The organism is Kitasatospora sp. NPDC001132 (assembly GCF_053598415.1).
Window position 1 is genome coordinate 135,300 of sequence record NZ_JBSFKF010000012.1, and the last position, 22,755, is coordinate 158,054.

Below are 22,755 nucleotides of genomic sequence, written 5' to 3' on the forward strand. Positions count from 1 at the left end.
CCGCGTGAAGCGCCACCTCGTCTCCGCCGCCGATCTCAGCCGCGACGACGCGCTGCTGATCCTGGACACCGCCGAGGAGCTGGCCCAGCTCTCCGGCCGGGCCGTCAAGAAGCTGCCCACGCTGCGCGGCCGCACCGTCGTCAACCTCTTCTTCGAGGACTCCACCCGGACGAAGACCTCCTTCGAGGTCGCCGAGAAGCGCCTGTCGGCCGACGTCATCAACTTCTCCGCCAAGGGCTCCTCGGTCTCCAAGGGCGAGAGCCTCAAGGACACCGCGCTGACCCTCCAGGCGATGGGCGCCGACGCGGTGGTCATCCGCCACCACGCCTCCGGCGCGCCGGCCCGCCTGGCCCAGTCCGACTGGCTGCACGGCAGCGTCATCAACGCCGGTGACGGCACCCACGAGCACCCCACCCAGGCGCTGCTCGACGCCTTCACCATGCGCCGCCACCTCAACCCCGGCAGCGGCAACGACCTCGCCGGGCGCCGGGTGACCATCGTCGGCGACGTCCTGCACAGCCGGGTCGCCCGCTCCAACGTCCACCTGCTGAACACGCTGGGCGCGCAGGTCACCTTCGTCGCCCCGCCGACGCTGCTGCCGATCGGGGTCGAGAACTGGCCCTGCGAGATCAGCTACGACCTGGACGCCGTGCTGCCCAAGACGGACGCGCTGATGATGCTGCGGGTGCAGCGCGAGCGGATGAACGCCGCGTTCTTCCCGACCGAGCGCGAGTACAGCCGCCGCTACGGCATGAACGGCCGCCGGATGGCCCAGCTGCCGGACCGGGCGATCGTGATGCACCCCGGCCCGATGGTCCGCGGCATGGAGATCACCGCCGAGGTCGCCGACTCGCCGCGCTGCACCGCCATCGAGCAGGTCGCCAACGGCGTCTCCGTCCGGATGGCCGTCCTCTACCTGCTCCTCGGCGGCGCCGTCTTCGCCGACACCCCCACCCCCACCGACTCCTCCCGCACCGACTCCGTGGAGACCTCCCAGTGACGAGCTACCTGATCCGCAACGCCAAGATCCTGGGCGGCGACCCGCAGGACCTCCACCTCGCCGACGGCGTGATCAAGGCGATCGGCACCGGCCTGACGGTCGAGGCCGACATCGAGATCGACGCCACCGGCCTGATCGCCCTGCCCGGCCTGGTCGACCTGCACACCCACCTGCGCGAGCCCGGCCGCGAGGACGCCGAGACCGTCCTCACCGGCACCCAGGCCGCCGCGATGGGCGGCTTCACCGCCGTCCACGCGATGGCCAACACCACCCCGGTGGCCGACACCGCCGGCGTGGTCGAGCAGGTCTGGCGGCTCGGCCAGGAGGCCGGCTACTGCGACGTGCAGCCGGTCGGCGCCGTCACCGTCGGCCTGGAGGGCAAGAAGCTCGCCGAGCTCGGCGCGATGCACGAGTCCGCCGCCAATGTCCGGGTCTTCTCCGACGACGGCAAGTGCGTGGACGACGCGGTGCTGATGCGCCGCGCCCTGGAGTACGTCAAGGCCTTCGACGGCGTCGTCGCCCAGCACGCCCAGGAGCCCCGGCTCACCGAGGGCGCCCAGATGAACGAGGGCCAGGTCTCCGGCGAGCTCGGGCTCGGCGGCTGGCCGGCCGTCGCCGAGGAGTCGATCATCGCCCGCGACGTGCTGCTCGCCGCGCACGTCGGCTCCCGGCTGCACGTCTGCCACCTCTCCACGGCCGGCTCGGTCGAGATCGTCCGCTGGGCCAAGTCCAAGGGCTGGGACGTCACCGCCGAGGTGACCCCGCACCACCTGCTGCTCACCGACGAGCTGGTCCGCACCTACGACCCGGTGTACAAGGTGAACCCGCCGCTGCGCACCGCCGAGGACGTCCAGGCGCTGCGCGCGGCGCTGGCCGACGGCACCATCGACGCCGTCGCCACCGACCACGCGCCGCACCCGGACGAGGACAAGGACTGCGAGTGGGCCGTGGCCGCGATGGGCATGGTCGGCCTGGAGACCGCGCTGTCCGTCGTGCAGCAGACCATGGTCGACACCGGCCTGCTGAACTGGGAGGGCGTCGCGGACCGGATGTCGCACCGCCCGGCCCGGATCGGCCGTCTCACCGGCCAGGGCCGGCCGGTCTCGGTGGGTGAGCCTGCCAACCTGGTCCTGTTCGATCCCGCGTACCGTGGAGCCGTGAACCCGGACAGCTTCGCCACCCGTAGCCGCAACACCCCCTACAAGGGCCTTGACCTGCCCGGACGGGTGCACGCCACCTTCCTGCGGGGCCGCGCCACGGTGCTGGCCGGGGAGCTCGTCGAGCAGGACGGCACCCGGTGATGGACCACGCCGCGCTCGCCCAGGAGCAGGCGAAGGTCACCAACTGGCCCGGCTACATCGGCTGGTCCGTCGGGCTGCTGATCGTGATCGGCCTCGTCTACTGGCTGATGCGCCAGGGCTGGAACTGGCGGCGCACCCTGCAGTCCGGCATGCCGCCGCTGCCGGCCGTGCCGACCCGCGCCGGGCGCACGATCCTGGAGACCAGCGGCCGGTACCACGGCACGACCACCGCCGGGAACTGGCTCGACCGGGTCGTCGCCCACGGCCTGGGCACCCGCAGCCGCGCCGACCTCACCCTCGGCGAGGACGGTCTGCTGGTGCAGCGCCCCGGTGACGTCGACTTCTGGATCCCGGCCGAGCACCTGACCGGTGCCCGCACGGACTCCGGCATCGCCGGCAAGGTCGTCCCCTCCGGGCTGCTCGTCGTCACCTGGACGCTCCCCCAGCCTTCGGCCGGGGGGACCCCCATGGGCACCATCGAGCTCGACTCCGGCTTCCGGGCCGACCACCCCGATGAGCACGCCGCCTGGGTCGAGGCGATCGCTCAGCTCGCAACACGTACGAAGACGAAGACGGAAGAGGCCGCGCAATGACCGCACCTGCCCCCACCACGCAGCGCCAATGGCGGGAACGAGTGCCTGCCGTGCTCGTCCTGGAGGACGGCCGGACCTTCCGCGGCCAGGCCTACGGCGCCATCGGCGAGACCTTCGGCGAGGCGGTCTTCAACACCGGCATGTCCGGCTACCAGGAGACCCTCACCGACCCGTCGTACCACCGCCAGGTGGTCGTGATGACCGCCCCGCAGATCGGCAACACCGGCTGGAACGACGAGGACGACGAGTCCAAGCAGATCTGGGTCGCCGGTTACGTCGTGCGCGACCCCGCCCGGGTCGCCTCCAACTGGCGCTCCCGCCGCTCGCTCGACGAGGAACTGGTCGCCCAGGGCATCGTCGGCATCAGCGGCATCGACACCCGCGCGCTGACCCGCCACCTGCGCGAGCGCGGCGCGATGCGCTGCGGCATCTTCTCCGGCGAGGCGCTGGCCGACCCGGCCGCCCTGCTCACCCGGGTGCAGGAGTCGCCCGAGATGAAGGGCGCCGACCTGTGCGCCGAGGTGGCCACCACCGAGGCGTACGTCGTCCCCGCGATCGGCGAGAAGCGCTTCACCGTCGCCGCGCTGGACCTCGGCATCAAGGGGATGACCCCGCACCGGATGGCCGAGCGCGGCATCGAGGTGCACGTGCTGCCGGCCAATTCCACCCTGGAGGACCTCTACGCGGTCCAGCCGGACGGCGTGTTCTTCTCCAACGGCCCGGGCGACCCGGCCACCGCCGACCACCAGGTCGCCGTCGCGCAGGGCGTGCTGGAGCGCGGGACGCCGTTCTTCGGCATCTGCTTCGGCAACCAGATCCTCGGCCGCGCCCTGGGCTTCGGCACCTACAAGCTCAAGTACGGCCACCGCGGCATCAACCAGCCGGTGCAGGACCGCACCACCGGCAAGGTCGAGGTGACCGCCCACAACCACGGCTTCGCCGTGAACGCCCCGCTGGACACGGTGAGCGACACGCCCTACGGGCGGGTCGAGGTCTCCCACGTCTGCCTCAACGACGACGTGGTCGAGGGCCTCCAGGCACTCGACGTCCCCGCCTTCAGCGTGCAGTACCACCCCGAAGCTGCTGCCGGCCCGCACGACGCGGCCTACCTCTTCGACCGTTTCGTGAAGCTCATGGAGGCCCAGCGTGCCTAAGCGCACCGACATCAAGTCCGTCCTGGTGATCGGCTCCGGCCCGATCGTGATCGGCCAGGCCGCCGAGTTCGACTACTCGGGTACGCAGGCCTGCCGGGTCCTCAAGGCCGAGGGCCTGCGGGTCATCCTGGTCAACTCCAACCCGGCCACGATCATGACCGACCCGGAGATCGCCGACGCCACCTACGTCGAGCCGATCACCCCGGAGTTCGTCGAGAAGATCATCGCCAAGGAGCGCCCCGATGCGCTGCTGCCGACCCTGGGCGGCCAGACCGCGCTCAACACCGCGATCTCGCTGCACGGCGCCGGCACGCTGGAGAAGTACGGCGTCGAGCTGATCGGCGCCGACGTCGAGGCGATCAACAAGGGCGAGGACCGCGACCTCTTCAAGGGCGTCGTCGAGGCCGTCAACGCCAAGATCGGCCACGGCGAGTCCGCCCGCTCGGTCATCTGCCACACCATGGACGAGGTGCTGGCCGGCGTCGACACGCTCGGTGGCTACCCGGTCGTCGTGCGCCCCTCCTTCACCATGGGCGGCGCCGGCTCCGGCTTCGCCCACAACGAGGAGGACCTGCGCCGCATCGCCGGCCAGGGCCTGACCCTCTCGCCGACCACCGAGGTGCTCCTGGAGGAGTCCATCCTCGGCTGGAAGGAGTACGAGCTGGAGCTGATGCGCGACAAGAACGACAACGTCGTGGTCGTCTGCTCCATCGAGAACTTCGACCCGATGGGCGTGCACACCGGTGACTCGATCACCGTCGCCCCGGCGATGACGCTCACCGACCGCGAGTACCAGATCCTGCGCGACATCGGCATCGCCGTCATCCGCGAGGTCGGCGTCGACACCGGCGGCTGCAACATCCAGTTCGCCGTCAACCCCGACGACGGCCGGGTCATCGTCATCGAGATGAACCCGCGCGTCTCCCGCTCCTCGGCGCTCGCCTCCAAGGCCACCGGCTTCCCGATCGCCAAGATCGCCGCCAAGCTGGCCGTCGGCTACACCCTGGACGAGATCCCGAACGACATCACCGAGGAGACCCCGGCCTCCTTCGAGCCGAGCCTCGACTACGTCGTCGTCAAGGTGCCGCGGTTCGCGTTCGAGAAGTTCCCGAGCGCCGACGCCACGCTGACCACCACCATGAAGTCCGTCGGCGAGGCCATGGCCCTCGGCCGCAACTTCCCCGAGGCGCTCCAGAAGGCGCTGCGCTCGCTGGAGAAGAAGGGCTCCCAGTTCTCCTGGACCGGCCCCCTCGGCGACAAGGCGGAGCTGCTGGCCAAGGCGGTCGTGCCGACCGACGGCCGGATCAACACCGTGATGGAGGCCATCCGGGCCGGCGCCACCCCGGAGGAGGTGTTCGAGGCCACCAAGATCGACCCGTGGTTCGTCGACCAGCTCTTCCTGCTCGACGAGATCGCCGGCGAGCTGGCCGAGGCCGCCGAGCTCACCCCCGAGCTGCTGCGCCACGCCAAGCGGCACGGCTTCTCCGACCAGCAGATCGGCGAGATCCGCGGCCTGAAGCCGGACGTCGTCCGCGAGGTGCGCCACGCCCTCGGCATCCGCCCGGTGTTCAAGACCGTCGACACCTGCGCCGCCGAGTTCGCCGCCAAGACCCCGTACTTCTACTCGTCCTACGACGAGGAGAACGAGGTCGCCCCGCGCACCAAGCCCGCCGTGATCATCCTGGGCTCCGGTCCGAACCGCATCGGCCAGGGCATCGAGTTCGACTACTCCTGCGTGCACGCCTCCTTCGCGCTCGCCGACGCCGGGTACGAGACCGTCATGGTCAACTGCAACCCGGAGACCGTCTCCACCGACTACGACACCTCCGACCGGCTCTACTTCGAGCCGCTCACCCTGGAGGACGTGCTGGAGATCGTCCACGCCGAGCAGCAGGCCGGCCCGCTCGCCGGTGTGATCGTCCAGCTCGGCGGCCAGACCCCGCTGGGCCTGGCCCAGGCGCTCAAGGACAACGGCGTGCCGATCGTCGGCACCCAGCCCGAGGCGATCGACCTCGCCGAGGAGCGCGGCGCCTTCGGCCGCGTCCTGCGCGACGCCGGCCTGCCGGCCCCCAAGCACGGCACCGCCTTCTCCTTCGAGGAGGCCAAGGCGATCGCCGACGAGATCGGCTACCCCGTGCTCGCCCGCCCGTCCTACGTGCTCGGCGGCCGCGGCATGGAGATCGTCTACGACGAGGCCTCGCTGGCCTCGTACCTGGAGCGGCACGCCGGTCTGATCTCCGAGCACCCGGTGCTCATCGACCGCTTCCTGGACGACGCGGTGGAGATCGACGTCGACGCGCTCTACGACGGCACCGAGCTTTACCTCGGCGGCGTCATGGAGCACATCGAGGAGGCCGGCATCCACTCCGGCGACTCCGCCTGCGCGCTGCCCCCGATCACCCTCGGCGGCTTCGACATCAAGCGCCTGCGCACCTCCACCGAGGCCATCGCCCGCGGTGTCGGCGTCCGCGGCCTGATCAACATCCAGTTCGCCATGGCCGGGGACATCCTCTACGTCCTGGAGGCCAACCCGCGCGCCTCCCGGACCGTCCCGTTCACCTCCAAGGCGACCGCGGTGCCGCTGGCCAAGGCCGCCGCCCGGATCTCGCTCGGCGCCACCATCGCCGAGCTGCGCGCCGAGGGCCTGCTCCCGGCCGAGGGCGACGGCGGCACCCTGCCCGCCGACGCGCCGATCGCGGTCAAGGAGGCCGTGATGCCGTGGAGCCGCTTCCGCGACGTCCACGGCCGCGGCGTGGACACCGTGCTCGGCCCGGAGATGCGCTCGACCGGTGAGGTCATGGGCATCGACAAGGTCTTCGGCACGGCCTACGCCAAGTCGCAGACCGGCGCCTACGGCGCGCTGCCGACCAAGGGCAAGGTCTTCGTCTCCGTCGCCAACCGGGACAAGCGCAACCTGGTCTTCCCGGCCCGCGCGCTGGTCGGCCTCGGCTTCGAGCTGCTCGCCACCGCCGGCACCGCCGAGGTGCTCCAGCGCGGCGGCATCCCCGCCACCGTGGTGCGCAAGCACAGCGAGGGCGAGGGCCCGAACGGCGAGCGGACCATCGTCCAGCTGATCCACGCCGGCGAGGTCGACCTCATCATCAACACGCCGTACGGCACCGGTGGGCGCCTCGACGGCTACGAGATCCGCACCGCGGCCGTGGCCCGCGCGGTGCCCTGCCTGACCACCGTCCAGGCGATGGGCGCGGCCGTCCAGGGCATCGACCGGCTGCTGCGCGACGAGGTCGGGGTGATGTCGCTCCAGGAGCACGCCGAGCTGATCAACGCCGGCCGCAAGTAGCACCACCGCAGTGGGGGGCACCGGAGCCTTTGGGTGCCCCCCACTTCCATGCCCGAGTACGGCTTCTGGTCCGGGAGTTGAACCACCCTTGTACAAGCTTCTGTTCGATCTGGTCTTCAAGAAGATGGACCCCGAGAAGGCCCACCACCTGGCCTTCTTCTGGATCCGCCTGGCCTCCTCGGTGCCCGGCCTGCGCACCCTGGTGCGGCTGGTGCTCGCCCCGCGGGACCGCGCCCTGCGCACCCGCGCCCTCGGCCTGGACCTGCCCGGTCCGTTCGGCCTGGCGGCCGGCTTCGACAAGAACGGCGTCGGCATCGACGGCCTGTCGATGCTCGGCTTCGACTACGTCGAGATCGGCACCATCACCGGCGAGCCCCAGCCCGGCAACCCGGCGCCCCGGCTGTTCCGCCTGGTCGAGGACCGCGCGCTGATCAACCGGATGGGCTTCAACAACCAGGGCTCGGCCCGGGTCGCCGCCCGGCTGGCCGCCCGCCCGCACACCAGCTCCACCCCGGTGATCGGCGTCAACATCGGCAAGACCAAGGTGGTCGAGGAGGCCGACGCCGTCGCCGACTACGTGAAGTCCACCGAGCGGCTCGCCAAGTACGCCGACTACCTGGTGGTCAACGTCAGCTCGCCGAACACCCCCGGGCTGCGCAACCTCCAGGCCGTGGACCACCTGCGGCCGCTGCTCGCCGCCGTCCGCGAGGCCGCCGACCGCACCACGCCGCACCACGTGCCGCTGCTGGTCAAGATCGCCCCCGACCTGGCCGACGAGGACGTCGACGCGGTCGCCGACCTCGCCCTGGAGCTGGGCCTGGACGGCATCATCGCCACCAACACCACGATCGGCCGCGAGGGCCTGCGCACCGACGCCCGGCGGGTCGAGGAGATCGGCATGGGCGGCCTGTCCGGCGCCCCGCTCAAGGCCCGTGCCCTGGAGGTGCTCCAGCGGCTGCGCGCCCGCACCGAGGGCCGGCTGACCCTGGTCTCGGTCGGCGGCATCGAGACCGCCGAGGACGCCTGGCAGCGGATCGTCCACGGCGCCGACCTGGTCCAGGGCTACAGCGCCTTCATCTACGAGGGCCCGTTCTGGTGCCGGAAGATCCACAAGGGCCTGTCCGCCAAGGTCCGCGCGGGCGGCTTCCGCAGCCTGGCCGAGGCCGTCGGCAGCGCCGTCCGCGGCGCGTGAACACCCCCATCGGTTCTGGAAAGGACGACATGACCCTCGCCCCGTTCGGCGCCCGGCTGCGCCAGGCCCTCGACACCCGCGGCCAGCTCTGCGTCGGCATCGACCCGCACGCCTCCCTGCTCGCCGCGTGGGGGCTCGGCGACGACCTCGCCGGGCTGGAGACCTTCAGCCGCACCGTGGTCGAGGCGCTGGCGGACCGGGTGGCCGTGCTCAAGCCGCAGGCCGCCTTCTTCGAGCGCTTCGGCAGCAAGGGCGTCGCGGTGCTGGAGAAGACCGTCGAGGAGGCCAGGGCGGCCGGCGCGCTGGTCCTGATGGACGCCAAGCGCGGCGACATCGGCTCCACCATGGCCGCGTACGCCGAGGCCTTCCTGTCGCCGGCGAGCCCGCTGTTCTCGGACGCGGTGACGGTCAGCCCGTACCTGGGCTTCGGCTCGCTGCGCCCGGCCCTGGACCTGGCCCGGGAGCAGGGCTGCGGCGTGTTCGCGCTGGCGCTCACCTCCAACCCGGAGGGCGCCGAGGTGCAGCGCGCGGTGGGCGCGGACGGCGAGCCGGTCGCGGCCTCGGTGCTGCGCCAGCTGGCGGCCGAGAACGAGGGCGCCGCGCCGCTCGGCTCCTTCGGCGCGGTCGTCGGCGCGACGCTGGCCGACGCGGGCGTGGAACTGGCCATCAACGGCCCGCTGCTGGCGCCCGGGATCGGCGCCCAGGGCGCGACCATGGCGGACCTGCCGCGGGTGTTCGGCGGTTCGGTGATCAACGTGGTGCCGAGCGTCAGCCGGGACGTGCTCAAGCACGGGCCCTCGGTGCCGGCGCTGCGGGAGGCGGCGGAGCGCTTCGTCGGGGAGTTCGCGGACGCCGTCGGGTAGGGCGCCGAGTAGACCACCGCGTAGGCGGTCGGGTCGGCGGTCGGGTCGGCCGTCAAGTCGGCCGTCAAGTAGCGGAACCCGTCGTTCAGGTAGCCGCGCGGTGACCCTGCGGAGTGTCCGCAGGACCGCGCGGTGGCCGCGGAGCCGACGTGAGCGCCGTCACATCGGCACCGCCAAAGCCTCGCAATCGCGGTCATTTTGCCCTGGAAAGTCCTGGTCGGCCTTGGCTGACCAGGACTTTTCGTGTTCTTTTCCTGACGTGGCGCCGCAATCCGGGTAGTGTCCGGCGATAGGTCATCGGCGAGCCGCGATTTCCGTGGCTCCCGCAGGTCAGGGCCTTGTGGTTCCCCTTGCGGACGGTGTCCTCGGTACCGAACCAGTCCTAGCTCAATCCATCCATCCACACCCTGAGGTGAACGGCGTGGCCCTTCCGCCCCTTACCCCTGAACAGCGCACCGCCGCGCTCGCCAAGGCCGCCGAGGCTCGCCGGGAGCGCGCCGAGGTCAAGAACCGGCTCAAGCACTCCGGCGCCTCCCTGCACGAGGTCATCAAGGCCGGCAAGGCCGACAACGACGTCATCGGCAAGATGAAGGTCTCGGCCCTGCTGGAGTCCCTTCCGGGCGTCGGCAAGGTCCGCGCCAAGCAGATCATGGAGCGCCTCGGCATCAGCGAGAGCCGCCGCGTCCGCGGCCTCGGTACGAACCAGATCGCTTCCCTGGAGCGGGAGTTCGGCGGTGGCGCCGCCTGACCGTGCCCCCGTGGTCCCAGGATCCCCCGCGATCCGGGATAATCGGTGCATGAGTGAGCGTCCGCGGCTGACCGTGCTCTCCGGCCCCTCGGGGGTCGGCAAGAGCACGGTCGTCGCTCATATGAGGAAGATGTACCCCGAGGTCTGGCTCTCGGTGTCGGCGACGACCCGCCACCCGAGGCCCGGCGAGAAGAACGGGGTCCAGTACCACTTCGTCGACAACGACGAGTTCGACAAGCTGGTCGCCAACGGCGAGTTGCTGGAGTGGGCCGAGTTCGCCGGGAACCGTTACGGGACCCCGCGCGCGGCCGTGCTGGAGAAGCTGGAGCGCGGCGAGCCGGTGCTGCTGGAGATCGACCTCCAGGGCGCCCGCCAGGTGCGCGAGTCGATGCCCGAGGCGCAGCTGGTCTTCCTGGCCCCGCCGAGCTGGGACGAGCTGGTCCGCCGGCTGACCGGCCGGGGCACCGAGTCGCAGGACGTGATCGAGCGGCGGCTGGAGGCGGCCAAGGTCGAGCTCGCGGCCGAGACCGAGTTCGACACGACCCTTGTCAACACCTCCGTCGAGCAGGTAGCGGCCGAACTGCTAGCCTTGCTCGGTGTAGCCTGACCTGTCTGTCTTTTCCACCCTTTCGGAAGGTTTTAGCGTGTCCTCTTCCATGACCGCGCCCGAGGGCATCATCAACCCGCCGATCGACGAGCTGCTCGAGGCCACCGATTCCAAGTACAGCCTCGTGATCTACGCCGCCAAGCGCGCGCGCCAGATCAACGCGTACTACTCCCAGCTCGGCGAGGGCCTGCTGGAGTACGTCGGCCCGCTGGTCGACACCCACGTGCACGAGAAGCCGCTGTCGATCGCGCTGCGCGAGATCAACGCGGGCATGCTGACCGCCGAGGCGGTCGAGGCTGCCTGAGGCGGTCGCTGAATTTCCGGAAGGGCCCGGCGGAATCGTTTCCGCCGGGCCCTTCGGCGTTGTGGGCGGCACCACGGTGCGGGTGATCGCCGAGGGGCCGTAGGGTGGGCGCGTTCCTGTTCGGACGAAGGGTTGGAAGGTGACTGTGGACGCCCCCCGTGTGGTCCTCGGCGTGAGCGGCGGGATCGCCGCCTACAAGGCGTGCGAACTGCTGCGCCGCTTCACCGAGTCCGGCCACCAGGTCACCGTGGTGCCGACCGCGGCCGCGCTGCACTTCGTCGGCGAGGCGACCTGGGCGGCGCTGTCCGGGCGCCCGGCCGCCACCGAGACCTGGGAGCGCGTGCACGAGGTGCCGCACGTGCGGATCGGGCAGCAGGCCGACCTGGTGGTGGTCGCCCCGGCCACCGCGGACCTGATCGCCAAGGCCGCCCACGGCCTCGCCGACGACCTGCTGACCAACACGCTGCTCACCGCCCGCTGCCCGGTCGTGGTGGCGCCCGCCATGCACACCGAGATGTGGGAGCACCCGGCCACCCGGGAGAACGTGGCCACGCTGCGCCGCCGGGGCGTGATCGTGCTGGAGCCGGCCGTCGGACGGCTGACCGGCAAGGACACCGGCAAGGGCCGGCTGCCCGAGCCGTCCGCGATCTTCGACGCCTGCCGGGCCGTGCTGCGCCGCGGCGGGCCGGTGCCGACCGACCTGGCCGGCCGGCACGTGGTGGTCTCGGCCGGCGGCACCCGGGAGCCGCTGGACCCGGTGCGCTACCTGGGCAACCGCTCCTCCGGCAAGCAGGGCTACGCGCTCGCCGCGACGGCCGCGGCGCGTGGCGCCAGGGTGACGTTGCTCTCGGCCAATGCCGAGCTGCCGGACCCGGCCGGGGTGGACGTGGTGCACGTCTCGACCGCGCTGGAGCTTCGGGAGGCGGCGCTGGAGGCGGTCCGGGACGCGGACGCCGTGGTCATGGCCGCGGCGGTGGCGGACTTCCGGCCCGCCGAATACGCGACCGGCAAGATCAAGAAGGTCGAGGGGGTCGAACAGCCGCCCGTCGTGCTGGTCCGCAACCCCGACATCCTGGCCGAGCTGTCGGCTCACCGGGCCCGTTCGGGTCAACTGGTCGTGGGTTTCGCGGCGGAGACCGACGACGTGCTCGCCAACGGCCGCGCCAAGCTCGCCCGCAAGGGCTGTGACCTGCTCGTCGTGAACGAGGTGGGCAACGGCAAGGCCTTCGGTACGGACGTCAACGAGGCCGTGGTCCTGGGTTCGGACGGCAGTGAGACGGCCGTTCCGGTGGGCCCGAAGGAGGCCCTGGCGGACGTGGTCTGGGACCTGGTGGCAAAGCGGCTGGAAACGGGCGGCAACTGATCGGAACCGGTCGCGCGCCGCTCGAGAAATTCTGAAGCGGGTGACGTTCGACGGAAGCAGACGGTTAGACTCCAGGAATCAAGTCTTTCCGGAGTTCCCCGGGTCGCCCCGGGGAACTTCAGTCAGCAGCCGCTGCAACCCCAGGGAGCGCTGTGTCTCGCCGCCTGTTCACCTCGGAGTCCGTGACCGAGGGACACCCCGACAAGATCGCTGACCAGATCAGCGACACCATCCTTGACGCTCTCCTGCGGGAGGACCCGACGTCCCGGGTCGCCGTGGAGACGCTCATCACCACCGGCCAGGTGCACGTGGCCGGCGAGGTGACCACCAAGGCGTACGCGCCGATCGCCCAGCTCGTCCGGGACAAGATCCTGGAGATCGGCTACGACAGCTCCAAGAAGGGCTTCGACGGCGCCTCCTGCGGTGTCTCGGTGTCCATCGGTGCCCAGTCGCCCGACATCGCGCAGGGCGTCGACACCGCGTACGAGGCGCGCGTCGAGGGTGCCTCCCAGGGGGACGACACGGACGACCTGGACAAGCAGGGCGCCGGCGACCAGGGCCTGATGTTCGGCTACGCGTCCGACGAGACGCCCGAGCTCATGCCGCTGCCGATCACCCTGGCGCACCGCCTCTCCCGCCGCCTGACCGAGGTGCGCAAGAACGGGACCATCCCGTACCTGCGCCCCGACGGCAAGACCCAGGTCACCATCGAGTACGACGGCGACAAGGCCGTCCGCCTCGACACCGTGGTCGTCTCCACCCAGCACGCCAGCGACATCGACCTGGAGTCGCTGCTCACCCCGGACATCCGCGAGTTCGTGGTCGAGCCGGAGCTGAAGGCGCTGGCCGAGCAGGGCATCAAGCTGACCACCGAGGGCTACCGCCTGCTGGTCAACCCGACCGGCCGCTTCGAGATCGGCGGCCCGATGGGCGACGCCGGCCTCACCGGCCGCAAGATCATCATCGACACCTACGGCGGCATGGCCCGCCACGGCGGCGGCGCCTTCTCCGGCAAGGACCCGTCCAAGGTGGACCGCTCGGCCGCGTACGCGATGCGCTGGGTGGCGAAGAACATCGTCGCCGCCGGCCTCGCCCGCCGCGCCGAGGTGCAGGTCGCGTACGCGATCGGCAAGGCCGAGCCGGTCGGCCTGTTCGTGGAGACCTTCGGCACCGAGACCGTCCCGGTCCTCGCCATCCAGAAGGCCGTCTCCGAGGTCTTCGACCTGCGTCCGGCCGCGATCATCCGCGACCTGGACCTGCTGCGCCCGATCTACGCCCAGACCGCGGCGTACGGCCACTTCGGCCGTGAGCTGCCGGACTTCACCTGGGAGCGCACCGACCGGGTGGAGCAGCTGAAGGCGGCCGTGCAGGACTGACGCACAGCTTGAGTGAGGCGGCGCCCGCCCCCGTCCGGGGGTGGGCGCCGCCTCGTGCGTTGTCGGTGTGACCTGGTAGTACTGGGAAGTGATGAGCAGCACAGGGGAGCCAGAGCAGCTGGCGTTCATCCGCGAGACGGTCAAGCGGGCCAAGCCCAGGACGTGGCGCGGTGCCAAGCGGGCGGAACACAATCCGATCGCCCGGGTCGTGGTCGACAAGGGCGTCCTGAGCATCGACCAGTTCTTCGACTACGAGGTTCCGGCGGTCATGGACGAGGCCGCGCAACCCGGAGTCCGGGTCCGGGTCCGCTTCGGGGCCCGACTGGTCAACGGGGAACGGCAGGGCGGGACGCTCCACGACGGGTTCATCGTCGAGCGGCTCGCGAAGACCGACTACCCGTACGCCCTGGCGCCGATCGCGCAGGTCATCTCGCCCGAGCCGGTGCTCTCGCCCGAACTGCTGAACCTGTGCCGTACGGTCGCCGACCGGTACGCGGGCACCCTGGCCGACGTCCTCCAGCTCGCCGTACCGCCCCGGCACGGCGAGGCGGAGGCGGAGCCCTCGCCGCCGTCCCGTCCCAGGCCGGACCCGCCGGCCCCGGGCGGCTGGTCCCGGTACCCCGCGGGGCCGGACTTCCTGGCCGCACTCGCGAACGGGGGCTCGCCGCGGGCCGTCTGGGCGGCGCTGCCCGGGCGCGGATGGCCCTACGAGATCGCCCGGGCCGTGGCGGCCACCCTGGCGAGCGGCCGGGGCGCACTGGTCGTGCTGCCCGACGGGCGGGCCACCGCCCGGGTGGACCGGGCGCTCACCGAACTGCTGGGTGAGGGCCGGCACGCCGTTCTCGCCGCCGATCTCGGCCCCCGCGAGCGGTACACGCGATGGCTGGCCGTGAGCCGCGGGTCCGTACACGCCGCGATCGGGACCCGGGCGACGATGTTCGCACCGGTCCGCGACCTCGGCCTCGTGGTGGTCTGGTCGGACGGCGACAGCAGCCACAGCGACGGGCACGCGCCCTATCCCCACGCCCGGGACGTCGCGCTGCTCCGGGCGACGGAGGCGGGCGCGGCGGTGCTCCTCGGCGGCCACTCGGTGACGGTGGAGGGTGCCCAACTGGTCAGCAGCGGCTGGGCCAGGTCGATCGTGGCGGATCGCGAGACGGTGCGGGAGACGGCACCCGCGGTGCGTACGGTCACCGACCGCGACGAGGCCAGGGACGCGGCGGCGCAGGCCGCGCGACTGCCGTCCGTGGCGTGGCAGGCCGCGCGGGACGGGCTCGCCGCCGGCGGTCCGGTCCTGATCCAGGTGCCCCGGCGGGGTTACGTGCCCCGGCTGGCCTGCAACCGCTGTCGTGAACCCGCCCGCTGCCGGCAGTGCGAGGGGCCGCTGGAAGCGGTCTCGGCGGACGCTCCGCTGCACTGCGGCTGGTGCGGGAGGGACGAGACGGACTGGCACTGCCCCGAGTGCGGCTCGTTCCGGCTCCGGGCGCAGGTGGTGGGGGCGCGCCGGACGGCCGAGGAACTGGGCAGGGCCTTCCCCGGGGTGCCGGTACGGGTCTCCGGACGGGACACGCTGCTCGCCACCGTGCCGAACGAACCGTCCCTGGTCATCTCGACTCCGGGGGCCGAGCCCGTGGTGGAGGACGGTCCCGGGTACGCAGCGGCCCTGCTGCTGGACGGGTGGTCGCTCCTCACGTTCCCCGATCTGCGGGCGGGGGAGCACGCGCTGCACCGCTGGCTGACGGCGGCCGCGCTGGTGCGGTCCGGTGCGGAGGGCGGCACGGTGGTGGTCGTCGCCGAACCGACCGTCCGTCCGGTACAGGCACTGGTGCGCTGGGACCCGTTCGGGCACGCGGGCATGGAACTGGACGAACGTGCCCAGCTGCACTTCCCGCCGGTGTCCCGGATGGCCTCGGTGGTGGGGAGTCCGAAGGCCGTGGCGGACCTGCTGGACATCGTCAAGCTGCCGGAGGGCGCCGATGTGCTCGGCCCGGTGCCGCTGCCGCAGGTGCGGGGGGAGGACCGGGAGAGAGCGCTGCTGCGGGTCTCGCCCGGGCAGGGCGCCGCGCTGGCCGCGGCCCTCAAGGCCGCGCAGATCACCCGGACCGCCGTGCGGGGGCCCGCGAGTCTGGACGTGCGGATCGATCCGACCGAGATCGGATAGCGCCGGGTGGGGCGGGGTGAGTGGGCCACCCCGCCCCGGTTCGGCCCCGGGTTCGGCACCCGGCCCTGGTGCGGCGGGTCGGTCGGGTTGGTCGGTTCGGTCGGGTTGGTCGGTTCGGTCGGGTCGGGCGGTTCGGTCAGCCGCGCAGCGGGATGCCGGGGCGGTCCGGCTGGGGGTGGTCGACGGGGGTGCCGCGGTCGGTCGTGCCGCGGTCCATCGCGGTGCGGTCGATGGCGGTCCGGTCGATCGCTGTCCGCTCCAGGGCTCCGCGGTCGAGGCTGCCGCGCTCCAGGCTGCTGCGGTCCAGGCCGCCCTGGCGGGCCGCCGGGACGGTCGCGGCCAGCCCGGTGCGCTCGGCGCCGGCGGGCAGTTCCTCGGAGCGGTCCGGGCGGCTCTGGCCCGGGACGGCGCCGCTCGCGGCCAGGAGTTCGCTGGTCGGGCGGCGCATCCCGTAGCGCCGGTGCACCGCCTGCTTGGTGACCCCCAGGGCGGAGCCCACCGAGTCCCAGGAGAAGCCCAGCGCCCGGTCGAACTCGACCGCCGCCGCCACCAGCGTCTCCACGCTCTCACGCAGCTCCTGCGCCAGGCGCACGGTCGGCGCCGGCGCCCGCCCGTACACCACGAAGCCGGCCGAGGTGCTCGGTCGGCGCGGACGGTAGACGTTGCCCAACTGGGCGGTGAGCGTCCGCAGCGCGTCGACCTGCCGCCTCACCCGCTCGATGTCCCGCACCAGCAGGTGCAGGCTCGCCCGCGCCCGGGCGTCGTGGTTGATCTGCTCGGCCATGGCCTACGTGCCACCTTCCGTACGGTTCGCTCGGCCGGGACGCGGTGTCCCGTGTGCCCGGCCACGGTCAATCTCTCTTGACCAACGCCGAAGCGGGGGCCGGGGTAACGCGGCTCGGCACAGTCGGCCGTGCCGGCCGCCGATCCGGGCCCGGGGAAGCCCCCGGCGGGCGGCCGCGCGGGTTGCATAGACTGGCGGGTGAACCAGCGGCCGACCGCAGCCCGCGCCCCTACGGACAGGAGCCCGTACCCCGTGGCGATCCAGCCGATCCGTCTCTTCGGAGACCCCGTCCTGCGGTCCACCGCCCAGCCGGTGACCACCTTCGACAAGGAACTGCGCAAGCTGGTCCGCGACCTCACCGACACCATGCTGGGCGCCCCCGGTGCCGGTCTTGCCGCTCCCCAACTCGGCGTCTCCCTGCGGGTGTTCACGTACCACGTGGACGGTGTCACCGGGCACCTGATCAACCCGGACCTGTCGCTGAGCGAGGAGGAGCAGGACGGCCCCGAGGGCTGCCTGTCGCTGCCTGGGCTGCGCTACGACACCAAGCGCGCCTACGGCGTGGTGGCCAAGGGCTTCAACATGTACGGCGATCCGGTGACGGTCGAGGGCACCCAGCTGCTCGCCCGGTGCATACAGCACGAGACCGACCACCTGGACGGAATCGTCTTCATCGACCGGCTCGACCGCGAACAGCGCAAGGCCGCGCTGAAGGCGATCCGGGAGACGGACTGGGGCGGCGGGCCGGCCCCGGTGGTCAAGGTCTCGCCGCACAGCACCTTCGGCTCCGCCCGCTGAGGCCGTTCGGCTTCTCTGTTCGTCCGCTCCTCCGTTTCGACTTCCGTTCGCAGAAAGGCACTTGATGCGTCTCGTTTTCGCCGGCACCCCCGAGGTCGCCGTTCCCGCCCTGGACGCCCTGCTCGCCTCGGACCGGCACGAGGTCGTCGCGGTGGTCACCCGCCCCGACGCCCCGGCCGGGCGTGGGCGCAAGCTGGTCGCCAGCCCCGTCGCCCAGCGCGCCGAGGAGGCCGGGATCGAGGTCCTCAAGCCGGCGAAGCCCAGCGACCCCGACTTCGTCGCCCGGCTCACCGAGCTCGCCCCCGACTGCTGCCCGGTGGTCGCCTACGGCGCGCTGCTGCGCCCCGGCACCCTGGAGATCCCCAGGCACGGCTGGGTCAACCTGCACTTCTCGCTGCTGCCCGCCTGGCGCGGCGCGGCCCCGGTCCAGCACGCCGTGCTGGCCGGCGACGAGGTCACCGGCGCGTCCACCTTCCTGATCGAGCAGGGCCTGGACTCCGGCCCGGTCTACGGCGTGATCACCGAGGAGATCCGCCCCGCCGACACCAGCGGCGAGCTGCTCACCCGGCTCTCGCACTCCGGCGCGCGGCTGCTCGCGGCCACCATGGACGGCATCGAGGACGGCTCCCTGCACGCCGTGCCGCAGCCGGCCGAGGGCGTCACGCTCGCGCCGAAGATCACCGTCGAGGACGCGCGGATCGACTGGAACCACCCCGCGCTGCGGGTCGACCGGGTGGTGCGCGGCTGCGCGCCGGCGCCGGGCGCCTGGACGGAGTTCCGGGGCGAGCGGCTGAAGGTCACCGGCCCGGTCAGGCTGCTGCCGGACTCCACCGAGCTGGCGCCGGGCGAGGTCGCGATGGTGGGCAAGAACAGCGTCCGGGTCGGCACCGGCAGCCACGACGTCGAGCTCGGGGAGGTGCGGCCGCAGGGGAAGAAGGAGATGCGGGCCGCCGACTGGGCCCGCGGCGCGCGGCTGGAGGCGGGGGAGCGCTTCGGGGGCTGACGCTCCGGTTTGGCGTTACTGTTCGTTTGATCCGTACTGTTCGTTTGATCGTTCGTGTACCTGATCCGTTCGTGTACCTGATCCGTTCGTGTACCTGATTCGTTTGAGTACCGCAGCACCTTGAGGCACCTGTGACCACCCCCAGCGCCAAGCGCGCCCCCCGCCCGCACCGCCGTCCGAAGAAGGACCCGGCCCGGATCGTCGCGTTCCGCGCGCTGCGCGCCGTCGACGAGCGCGACGCGTACGCCAACCTGATCCTGCCCTCGCTGCTGCGCGAGGCCGAGCAGAAGGGCATGGACCGGCGCGACGCCGCCCTCGCCACCGAACTGGTCTACGGCACCCTGCGCCTGCAGGGCACCTACGACGCGATCATCGCCGCCTGCATCGACCGGCCGCTCGGCAAGGTCGACCCGCCGGTGCTGGACGTGCTCTCGCTAGGCGCGCACCAGCTGCTCACCACCCGCATCCCCAGCCACGCGGCCGTCTCGGCGACCGTCGAGCTGGCCCGGGTGGTGCTCGGCGACGGCAAGGCCAAGTTCGTCAACGCCGTGCTGCGCCGGATCAGCGCCCACGACCTGGACACCTGGATCGAGCAGGTCGCCCCGCCGTACGACAAGGACGCCGAGGACCACCTGGCGGTCGTGCACTCGCACCCGCGCTGGGTGGTCTCCGCGCTCTGGGACTCGCTCGGCCGCTGGCAGCCGGACGCCTCCGGGCGCACCGCGATGGAGGACCTGCTGCGGGCCGACAACGAGCGGCCCGAGGTCACGCTGGTGGCCCGCCCCGGCCGGGCCACCGTCGGCGAGCTGGCCGACGCGCTGCCGGAGGCCCAGCCGGGCCGCTGGTCCCCGTTCGCGCTGCGGCTCGCCGAGGGCGGCGACCCGGGTTCGGTCACGGCGGTGCAGGAGAACCGGGCGGGCGTGCAGGACGAGGGCAGCCAGCTGGTCGCGCTGGCGCTGGCCACCGCGCCGCTGGAGGGGCCGGACCGGCTCTGGCTGGACGGCTGCGCGGGCCCCGGCGGCAAGGCCGCGCTGCTCGGCGCGCTGGCCGCCGAGCGGGGTGCGGGGCTGGTGGCGAGCGAGAAGCAGCCGCACCGCGCCCGGCTGGTGGCGCGGGCCCTGGACGGCAACCCCGGCCCGTACACCGTGATCGCGGCGGACGGGACGCGCCCGGCCTGGCGGTCCGGTGGCTTCGACCGGGTGCTGGTCGACGTGCCGTGCTCCGGCCTCGGTGCGCTGCGCCGCCGCCCGGAGGCGCGCTGGCGGCGCCGGCCCGCCGACGTCGCCGCCTTCGGCCCGCTCCAGCGGGACCTGCTGCGCTCGGCGATCGAGGCCACCCGGGTCGGCGGCGTGGTCGGCTACGCGACCTGCTCGCCGCACCTGGCGGAGACCCGCGCGGTCGTGGACGACGTGCTGCGGGGCGAGGGCGGCCGGGTCGAGTGGATCGACGCGCGGCCGCTGCTGCCCGGCGTCCCGGCGCTCGGCGAGGGGCCGGACGTGCAGCTGTGGCCGCACCTCCACGGGACGGACGCGATGTACCTGGCGCTGCTGCGGCGTACTGCCTGAAGTCCTTCGGGTGTCGCAGCCCCGGCCGGGGTCGCCTCCGGCCGGGGCTTGCGCCTTCCGTAGGGGGAGGTAGCAGGGTGGTGGCCATGAACGGCGACACGGCGTACACCATCGGTGAGTTGGCCCGGCGGACGGGGCTGACGGTCAAGACCGTCCGCTTCTACTCGGGCCGGGGGACCGTGTCGCCGACCGGCCGCAACCCGGCCGGCCACCGGCGGTAAGGCGCCGACGCCGTCGCGCGCCTGGAACTGGTCCGCACCCTGCGGGAACTCGGTCTCGGACTGCCCGCGATCCGGCGGGTGGTGGAGCGCGAACTGACGCCGGCCGACGCCGCCGCCGTGCAGGCGGAGGCGATCGACCTCCAGATCCGGGTGCTGCGGCTGCGGCGGACGGTGCTCGGGGTGGCCAGGCTCGGGTCGACACCTGAGGAGTTGACGCGCGTGCACCGGTTGGCCCGGCTCACGGAGGACGAACGGGGGCGCCTGGCCGGGGAGTTCCTGGCGGCGGTGTTCGACGGGATCGACGACCGAGGGGGCGACGACCGAGGGATCGACGACCGAGGGGGCGACGCCGTACGGGGCGATGGCGGAGGTGGCGAGGGCGGAGGGGTGGGCCGTGGTGGGTGGTTCGCCTCTGTGGCGCGCTCGTTGACGCCGGAGCTGCCGGAGGACCCGTCGCTCGAACAGGTCGAGGCCTGGGTCGAGTTGGCCCGGATGGCGGAGGACGCGGGGTTCCGGGCGCTGCTGCGGGGGCTCGCCGAGGCGGAGGCCGCGGAGGCGACTTCTGCGGAGGCGGCGGGCGGTACGGGGCTGCCGGAGCCAGGGCTGGCGGTGGTGGTGCGGGAGTCGGCCGGAGCGGCGGTCGCGGCCGGGGTGGAGCCGGGGTCGGCGGAGGCGGCGGCGGTCGTCGTGGCGCTGGTGGAGCGGTACGGACAGTGGTGCGCGGGGGCGGTGCCGACGGACGCCGGGGCGGCGCGCGACCGGTTGGCGGAGCGGCTGAGGGCGATGGCCGATCCTCGGCGGGAGCGGTACCTGGAGCTGCTGACGGTCGCCAACGGTTGGGCTGTGCCCGAGAGTTGGGCGGCTGAGGTGGACTGGGCGGTGCGCGCCGTGGGGTGAGCCGGTGCGCGGGGGTGTGCGCGGCCGTGGGGCTGCGGGGGACGGCAGCGGCGGTGCGGCCTACCGGCGGGCGGGGCCGGGGTAGGTGGTCAGGAAGGCGTGGGCCTGGGCGCGGAGGTGGTCGATCGGCGGGTCCTCGCAGATCACCTCCAGGCCGAGTCCGGTGGCCCGGCCCAGGTCGTAGTAGGACTGGTAGGCGAGGTACGGGCGGTGGTCGTCGGTGGGGTCGAGGCCGACGGCGAAGGTCGCGAAGTGGGGCTGCTGCTCGCCCCGGGCGGCGGTCGAACCGGGGCGGGAGAGCTGCCACTCGAACTCGTACGGCTCGGGCTCGGCGGGCAGGTCCAGCAGGGCCTGGGCGAGTCGGCGGACCTCGTCCGGGTTCGCGAAGGGGATCGACTCGGACCAGTAGGGGGCCGAGGCGAGCAGTTCCCAGCCGTCGCCGTTGTGGCCGACGGTCAGGGCCCACTCGCCGTTCCGGTCCTGCCAGCGGCAGCTGATGATCGGGTCCACGGCGGTCAACCTCCCTGTGGCGCTGGGGTGTTCGGGTCTCCTCATCGTGGCACACCGGGCGGCCCGGGGGGCTCGGCCGTGAGCCGTTCCCGGGCTCGCTGCCAGGCCTCCTGGAGCGTGCGGTAGCCGAGGACGGTGATGCCGTGCTCGGTGAGCAGCCGGCGTGCCTCGGGGGAGACGAGGAACGCGTGGTCGGTGTGCCGCACGCGCCGACCGTCGTCCGGGACGGGGTGCGGGGCGGGGCGCGGGCCGGGGTGCGGCGCGGGGCGTAGGGCGGGGTGCAGGGCCCACTCGGTGAGGCCCGGTGGGAGGGCGGCGAGCAGGCGGGCGAAGTGGGCGGGCTTGTCGTCCAGGGGGACGGTGAAGCTGTCGAGGAAACCGTGGTCCACCACCGGCAGCCCGCGCTCGCGCATCCGGGCCGGCGCGGGCGGCAGCCAGACCCGGACCGCCAGGCCGTACTCGGCGCCGAGGGAGAGGGTGAGGTCGAGGACGTCCTCGCGGCCGCCGTCGGCCAGGCAGTGGAAGTCGAGGTGGGTCGGGGCGAGGCCGGCCGCCGCCACCGCGTCGATCTGGGCGCGGAACTCGCGCTCCACGTCGTCGATCCGGGCCCGGGCGAGCAGTGCGGCGCGCCCGGCGGGGGTGGGGGCGAAGAACTCGCCGGAGGCGTCGAGGAGGGAGGGCACTCGGTCGCGGGCGGCGAGCGGGCCCCATCGGCGGTCCGGGGACTCGCAGACCAGCGTGAGGTGGATGCCGAAGGGAACCTCCGGGTGCCGGCGCAGCAGCCCGAGCGCGTGCGGCGCGGCGGCGCAGGGCGTCATCAGGCTGCACGAGGCGGCAATGCCGTTCCGGACGGCGTCGATCACGGCGAGGTTGACGGACTCGTCCAGGCCGAGGTCGTCGCAGTTGAGCAGCAGGAGACGGGCTTCGGGCGGGTGGCCGAGGAGGTGGTTGGCGGTGGTGAGTGGGGGCGGGGGTACGGGAGCGGGGCTGGCTGCGGGCATGGGCGCAGTCTGT

At 72.8% G+C, this 22,755-nt stretch carries 19 protein-coding genes and 1 pseudogene; 17 read left to right on the forward strand and 3 right to left on the reverse strand.

Features of this window, described 5'->3' with window-relative positions; all coding sequences use genetic code 11:
* Positions 1–4 precede the first annotated feature (4 nt).
* From ACWDBE_RS18780 to ACWDBE_RS18840, 13 genes are all read left to right on the forward strand, one after another.
* Positions 5–1,000, forward strand: coding sequence for an aspartate carbamoyltransferase catalytic subunit (locus tag ACWDBE_RS18780; protein WP_392874788.1), 996 nt, complete (start codon positions 5–7; stop codon positions 998–1,000).
* Entirely contained in the window at positions 997–2,301 is a 1,305-nt protein-coding gene (locus ACWDBE_RS18785) for a dihydroorotase (RefSeq protein ID WP_449789464.1), read from the forward strand. Before ACWDBE_RS18780 ends, ACWDBE_RS18785 begins: the two co-directional genes overlap by 4 nt.
* A complete protein-coding gene (locus tag ACWDBE_RS18790) occupies positions 2,301–2,894 on the forward strand; it encodes a PH-like domain-containing protein (protein WP_449789565.1) in 594 nt (197 codons plus the stop codon). The genes ACWDBE_RS18785 and ACWDBE_RS18790 overlap by 1 nt, the downstream gene beginning before the upstream one ends.
* Complete coding sequence (gene carA, locus ACWDBE_RS18795) at positions 2,891–4,048, forward strand: glutamine-hydrolyzing carbamoyl-phosphate synthase small subunit (RefSeq protein WP_449808567.1); 1,158 nt, start codon at positions 2,891–2,893, stop codon at positions 4,046–4,048. Before ACWDBE_RS18790 ends, carA begins: the two co-directional genes overlap by 4 nt.
* Positions 4,041–7,349 carry a carbamoyl-phosphate synthase large subunit gene (gene carB / locus ACWDBE_RS18800; protein ID WP_449789462.1) on the forward strand — a complete coding sequence of 1,103 codons (3,309 nt, stop codon included), beginning with the start codon at positions 4,041–4,043 and terminating at the stop codon, positions 7,347–7,349. The genes carA and carB overlap by 8 nt, the downstream gene beginning before the upstream one ends.
* An 88-nt stretch (positions 7,350–7,437) precedes the next feature.
* Complete coding sequence (locus ACWDBE_RS18805; RefSeq protein WP_449789461.1) at positions 7,438–8,541, forward strand: quinone-dependent dihydroorotate dehydrogenase; 1,104 nt, start codon at positions 7,438–7,440, stop codon at positions 8,539–8,541.
* 29 nt (positions 8,542–8,570) lie between these two features.
* Positions 8,571–9,404, forward strand: coding sequence for an orotidine-5'-phosphate decarboxylase (pyrF, locus tag ACWDBE_RS18810; protein WP_449789460.1), 834 nt, complete (start codon positions 8,571–8,573; stop codon positions 9,402–9,404).
* A 421-nt stretch (positions 9,405–9,825) separates the two neighbouring features.
* Positions 9,826–10,152 (forward strand): integration host factor, actinobacterial type, encoded by a 327-nt coding sequence (mihF, locus tag ACWDBE_RS18815; RefSeq protein ID WP_030056187.1) that lies wholly within the window; start codon positions 9,826–9,828, stop codon positions 10,150–10,152.
* Between the two features lie 49 nt (positions 10,153–10,201).
* Positions 10,202–10,759, forward strand: coding sequence for a guanylate kinase (gene gmk / locus ACWDBE_RS18820; RefSeq protein WP_392874805.1), 558 nt, complete (start codon positions 10,202–10,204; stop codon positions 10,757–10,759).
* A 37-nt stretch (positions 10,760–10,796) separates the two neighbouring features.
* A complete protein-coding gene (gene rpoZ / locus ACWDBE_RS18825) occupies positions 10,797–11,063 on the forward strand; it encodes a DNA-directed RNA polymerase subunit omega (RefSeq protein WP_030056185.1) in 267 nt (88 codons plus the stop codon).
* Positions 11,064–11,208: 145 nt separating this feature from the next.
* Complete coding sequence (gene coaBC / locus ACWDBE_RS18830; protein WP_402406603.1) at positions 11,209–12,426, forward strand: bifunctional phosphopantothenoylcysteine decarboxylase/phosphopantothenate--cysteine ligase CoaBC; 1,218 nt, start codon at positions 11,209–11,211, stop codon at positions 12,424–12,426.
* A 152-nt stretch (positions 12,427–12,578) separates the two neighbouring features.
* A complete protein-coding gene (metK, locus tag ACWDBE_RS18835; RefSeq protein ID WP_392874811.1) occupies positions 12,579–13,802 on the forward strand; it encodes a methionine adenosyltransferase in 1,224 nt (407 codons plus the stop codon).
* A 91-nt stretch (positions 13,803–13,893) separates the two neighbouring features.
* Positions 13,894–15,963 carry a primosomal protein N' gene (locus ACWDBE_RS18840; RefSeq protein ID WP_449808568.1) on the forward strand — a complete coding sequence of 690 codons (2,070 nt, stop codon included), beginning with the start codon at positions 13,894–13,896 and terminating at the stop codon, positions 15,961–15,963.
* A 136-nt stretch (positions 15,964–16,099) separates the two neighbouring features.
* Here ACWDBE_RS18840 and ACWDBE_RS18845 read toward each other — a convergent pair whose 3' ends face one another.
* Positions 16,100–16,747, reverse strand: coding sequence for a hypothetical protein (locus ACWDBE_RS18845; RefSeq protein WP_449808569.1), 648 nt, complete (start codon positions 16,745–16,747; stop codon positions 16,100–16,102).
* Positions 16,748–16,999: 252 nt separating this feature from the next.
* Here ACWDBE_RS18845 and def point away from each other — a divergent pair, with 252 nt between their 5' ends.
* The 4 genes and pseudogenes from def to ACWDBE_RS18865 all read left to right on the forward strand — a co-directional run.
* Positions 17,000–17,545, forward strand: coding sequence for a peptide deformylase (def, locus tag ACWDBE_RS18850; protein ID WP_449808570.1), 546 nt, complete (start codon positions 17,000–17,002; stop codon positions 17,543–17,545).
* 64 nt (positions 17,546–17,609) lie between these two features.
* On the forward strand, positions 17,610–18,548 hold the full coding sequence (gene fmt / locus ACWDBE_RS18855; protein ID WP_449789456.1) for a methionyl-tRNA formyltransferase: 939 nt from the start codon (positions 17,610–17,612) through the stop codon (positions 18,546–18,548).
* 131 nt (positions 18,549–18,679) lie between these two features.
* Positions 18,680–20,113 carry an RsmB/NOP family class I SAM-dependent RNA methyltransferase gene (locus ACWDBE_RS18860; protein WP_449789455.1) on the forward strand — a complete coding sequence of 478 codons (1,434 nt, stop codon included), beginning with the start codon at positions 18,680–18,682 and terminating at the stop codon, positions 20,111–20,113.
* Positions 20,114–20,199: 86 nt separating this feature from the next.
* Positions 20,200–20,823 (forward strand): annotated as a pseudogene (locus ACWDBE_RS18865) (MerR family transcriptional regulator); the annotation flags it as partial.
* A 468-nt stretch (positions 20,824–21,291) separates the two neighbouring features.
* Here ACWDBE_RS18865 and ACWDBE_RS18870 read toward each other — a convergent pair.
* The gene (locus ACWDBE_RS18870; RefSeq protein ID WP_449789454.1) at positions 21,292–21,741 is read right to left on the reverse strand and encodes a hypothetical protein; all 450 of its coding nucleotides are present in this window, start codon (positions 21,739–21,741) and stop codon (positions 21,292–21,294) included.
* Positions 21,742–21,782: 41 nt separating this feature from the next.
* On the reverse strand, positions 21,783–22,742 hold the full coding sequence (locus ACWDBE_RS18875) for a ChbG/HpnK family deacetylase (protein ID WP_449808571.1): 960 nt from the start codon (positions 22,740–22,742) through the stop codon (positions 21,783–21,785).
* Positions 22,743–22,755 lie beyond the last annotated feature (13 nt).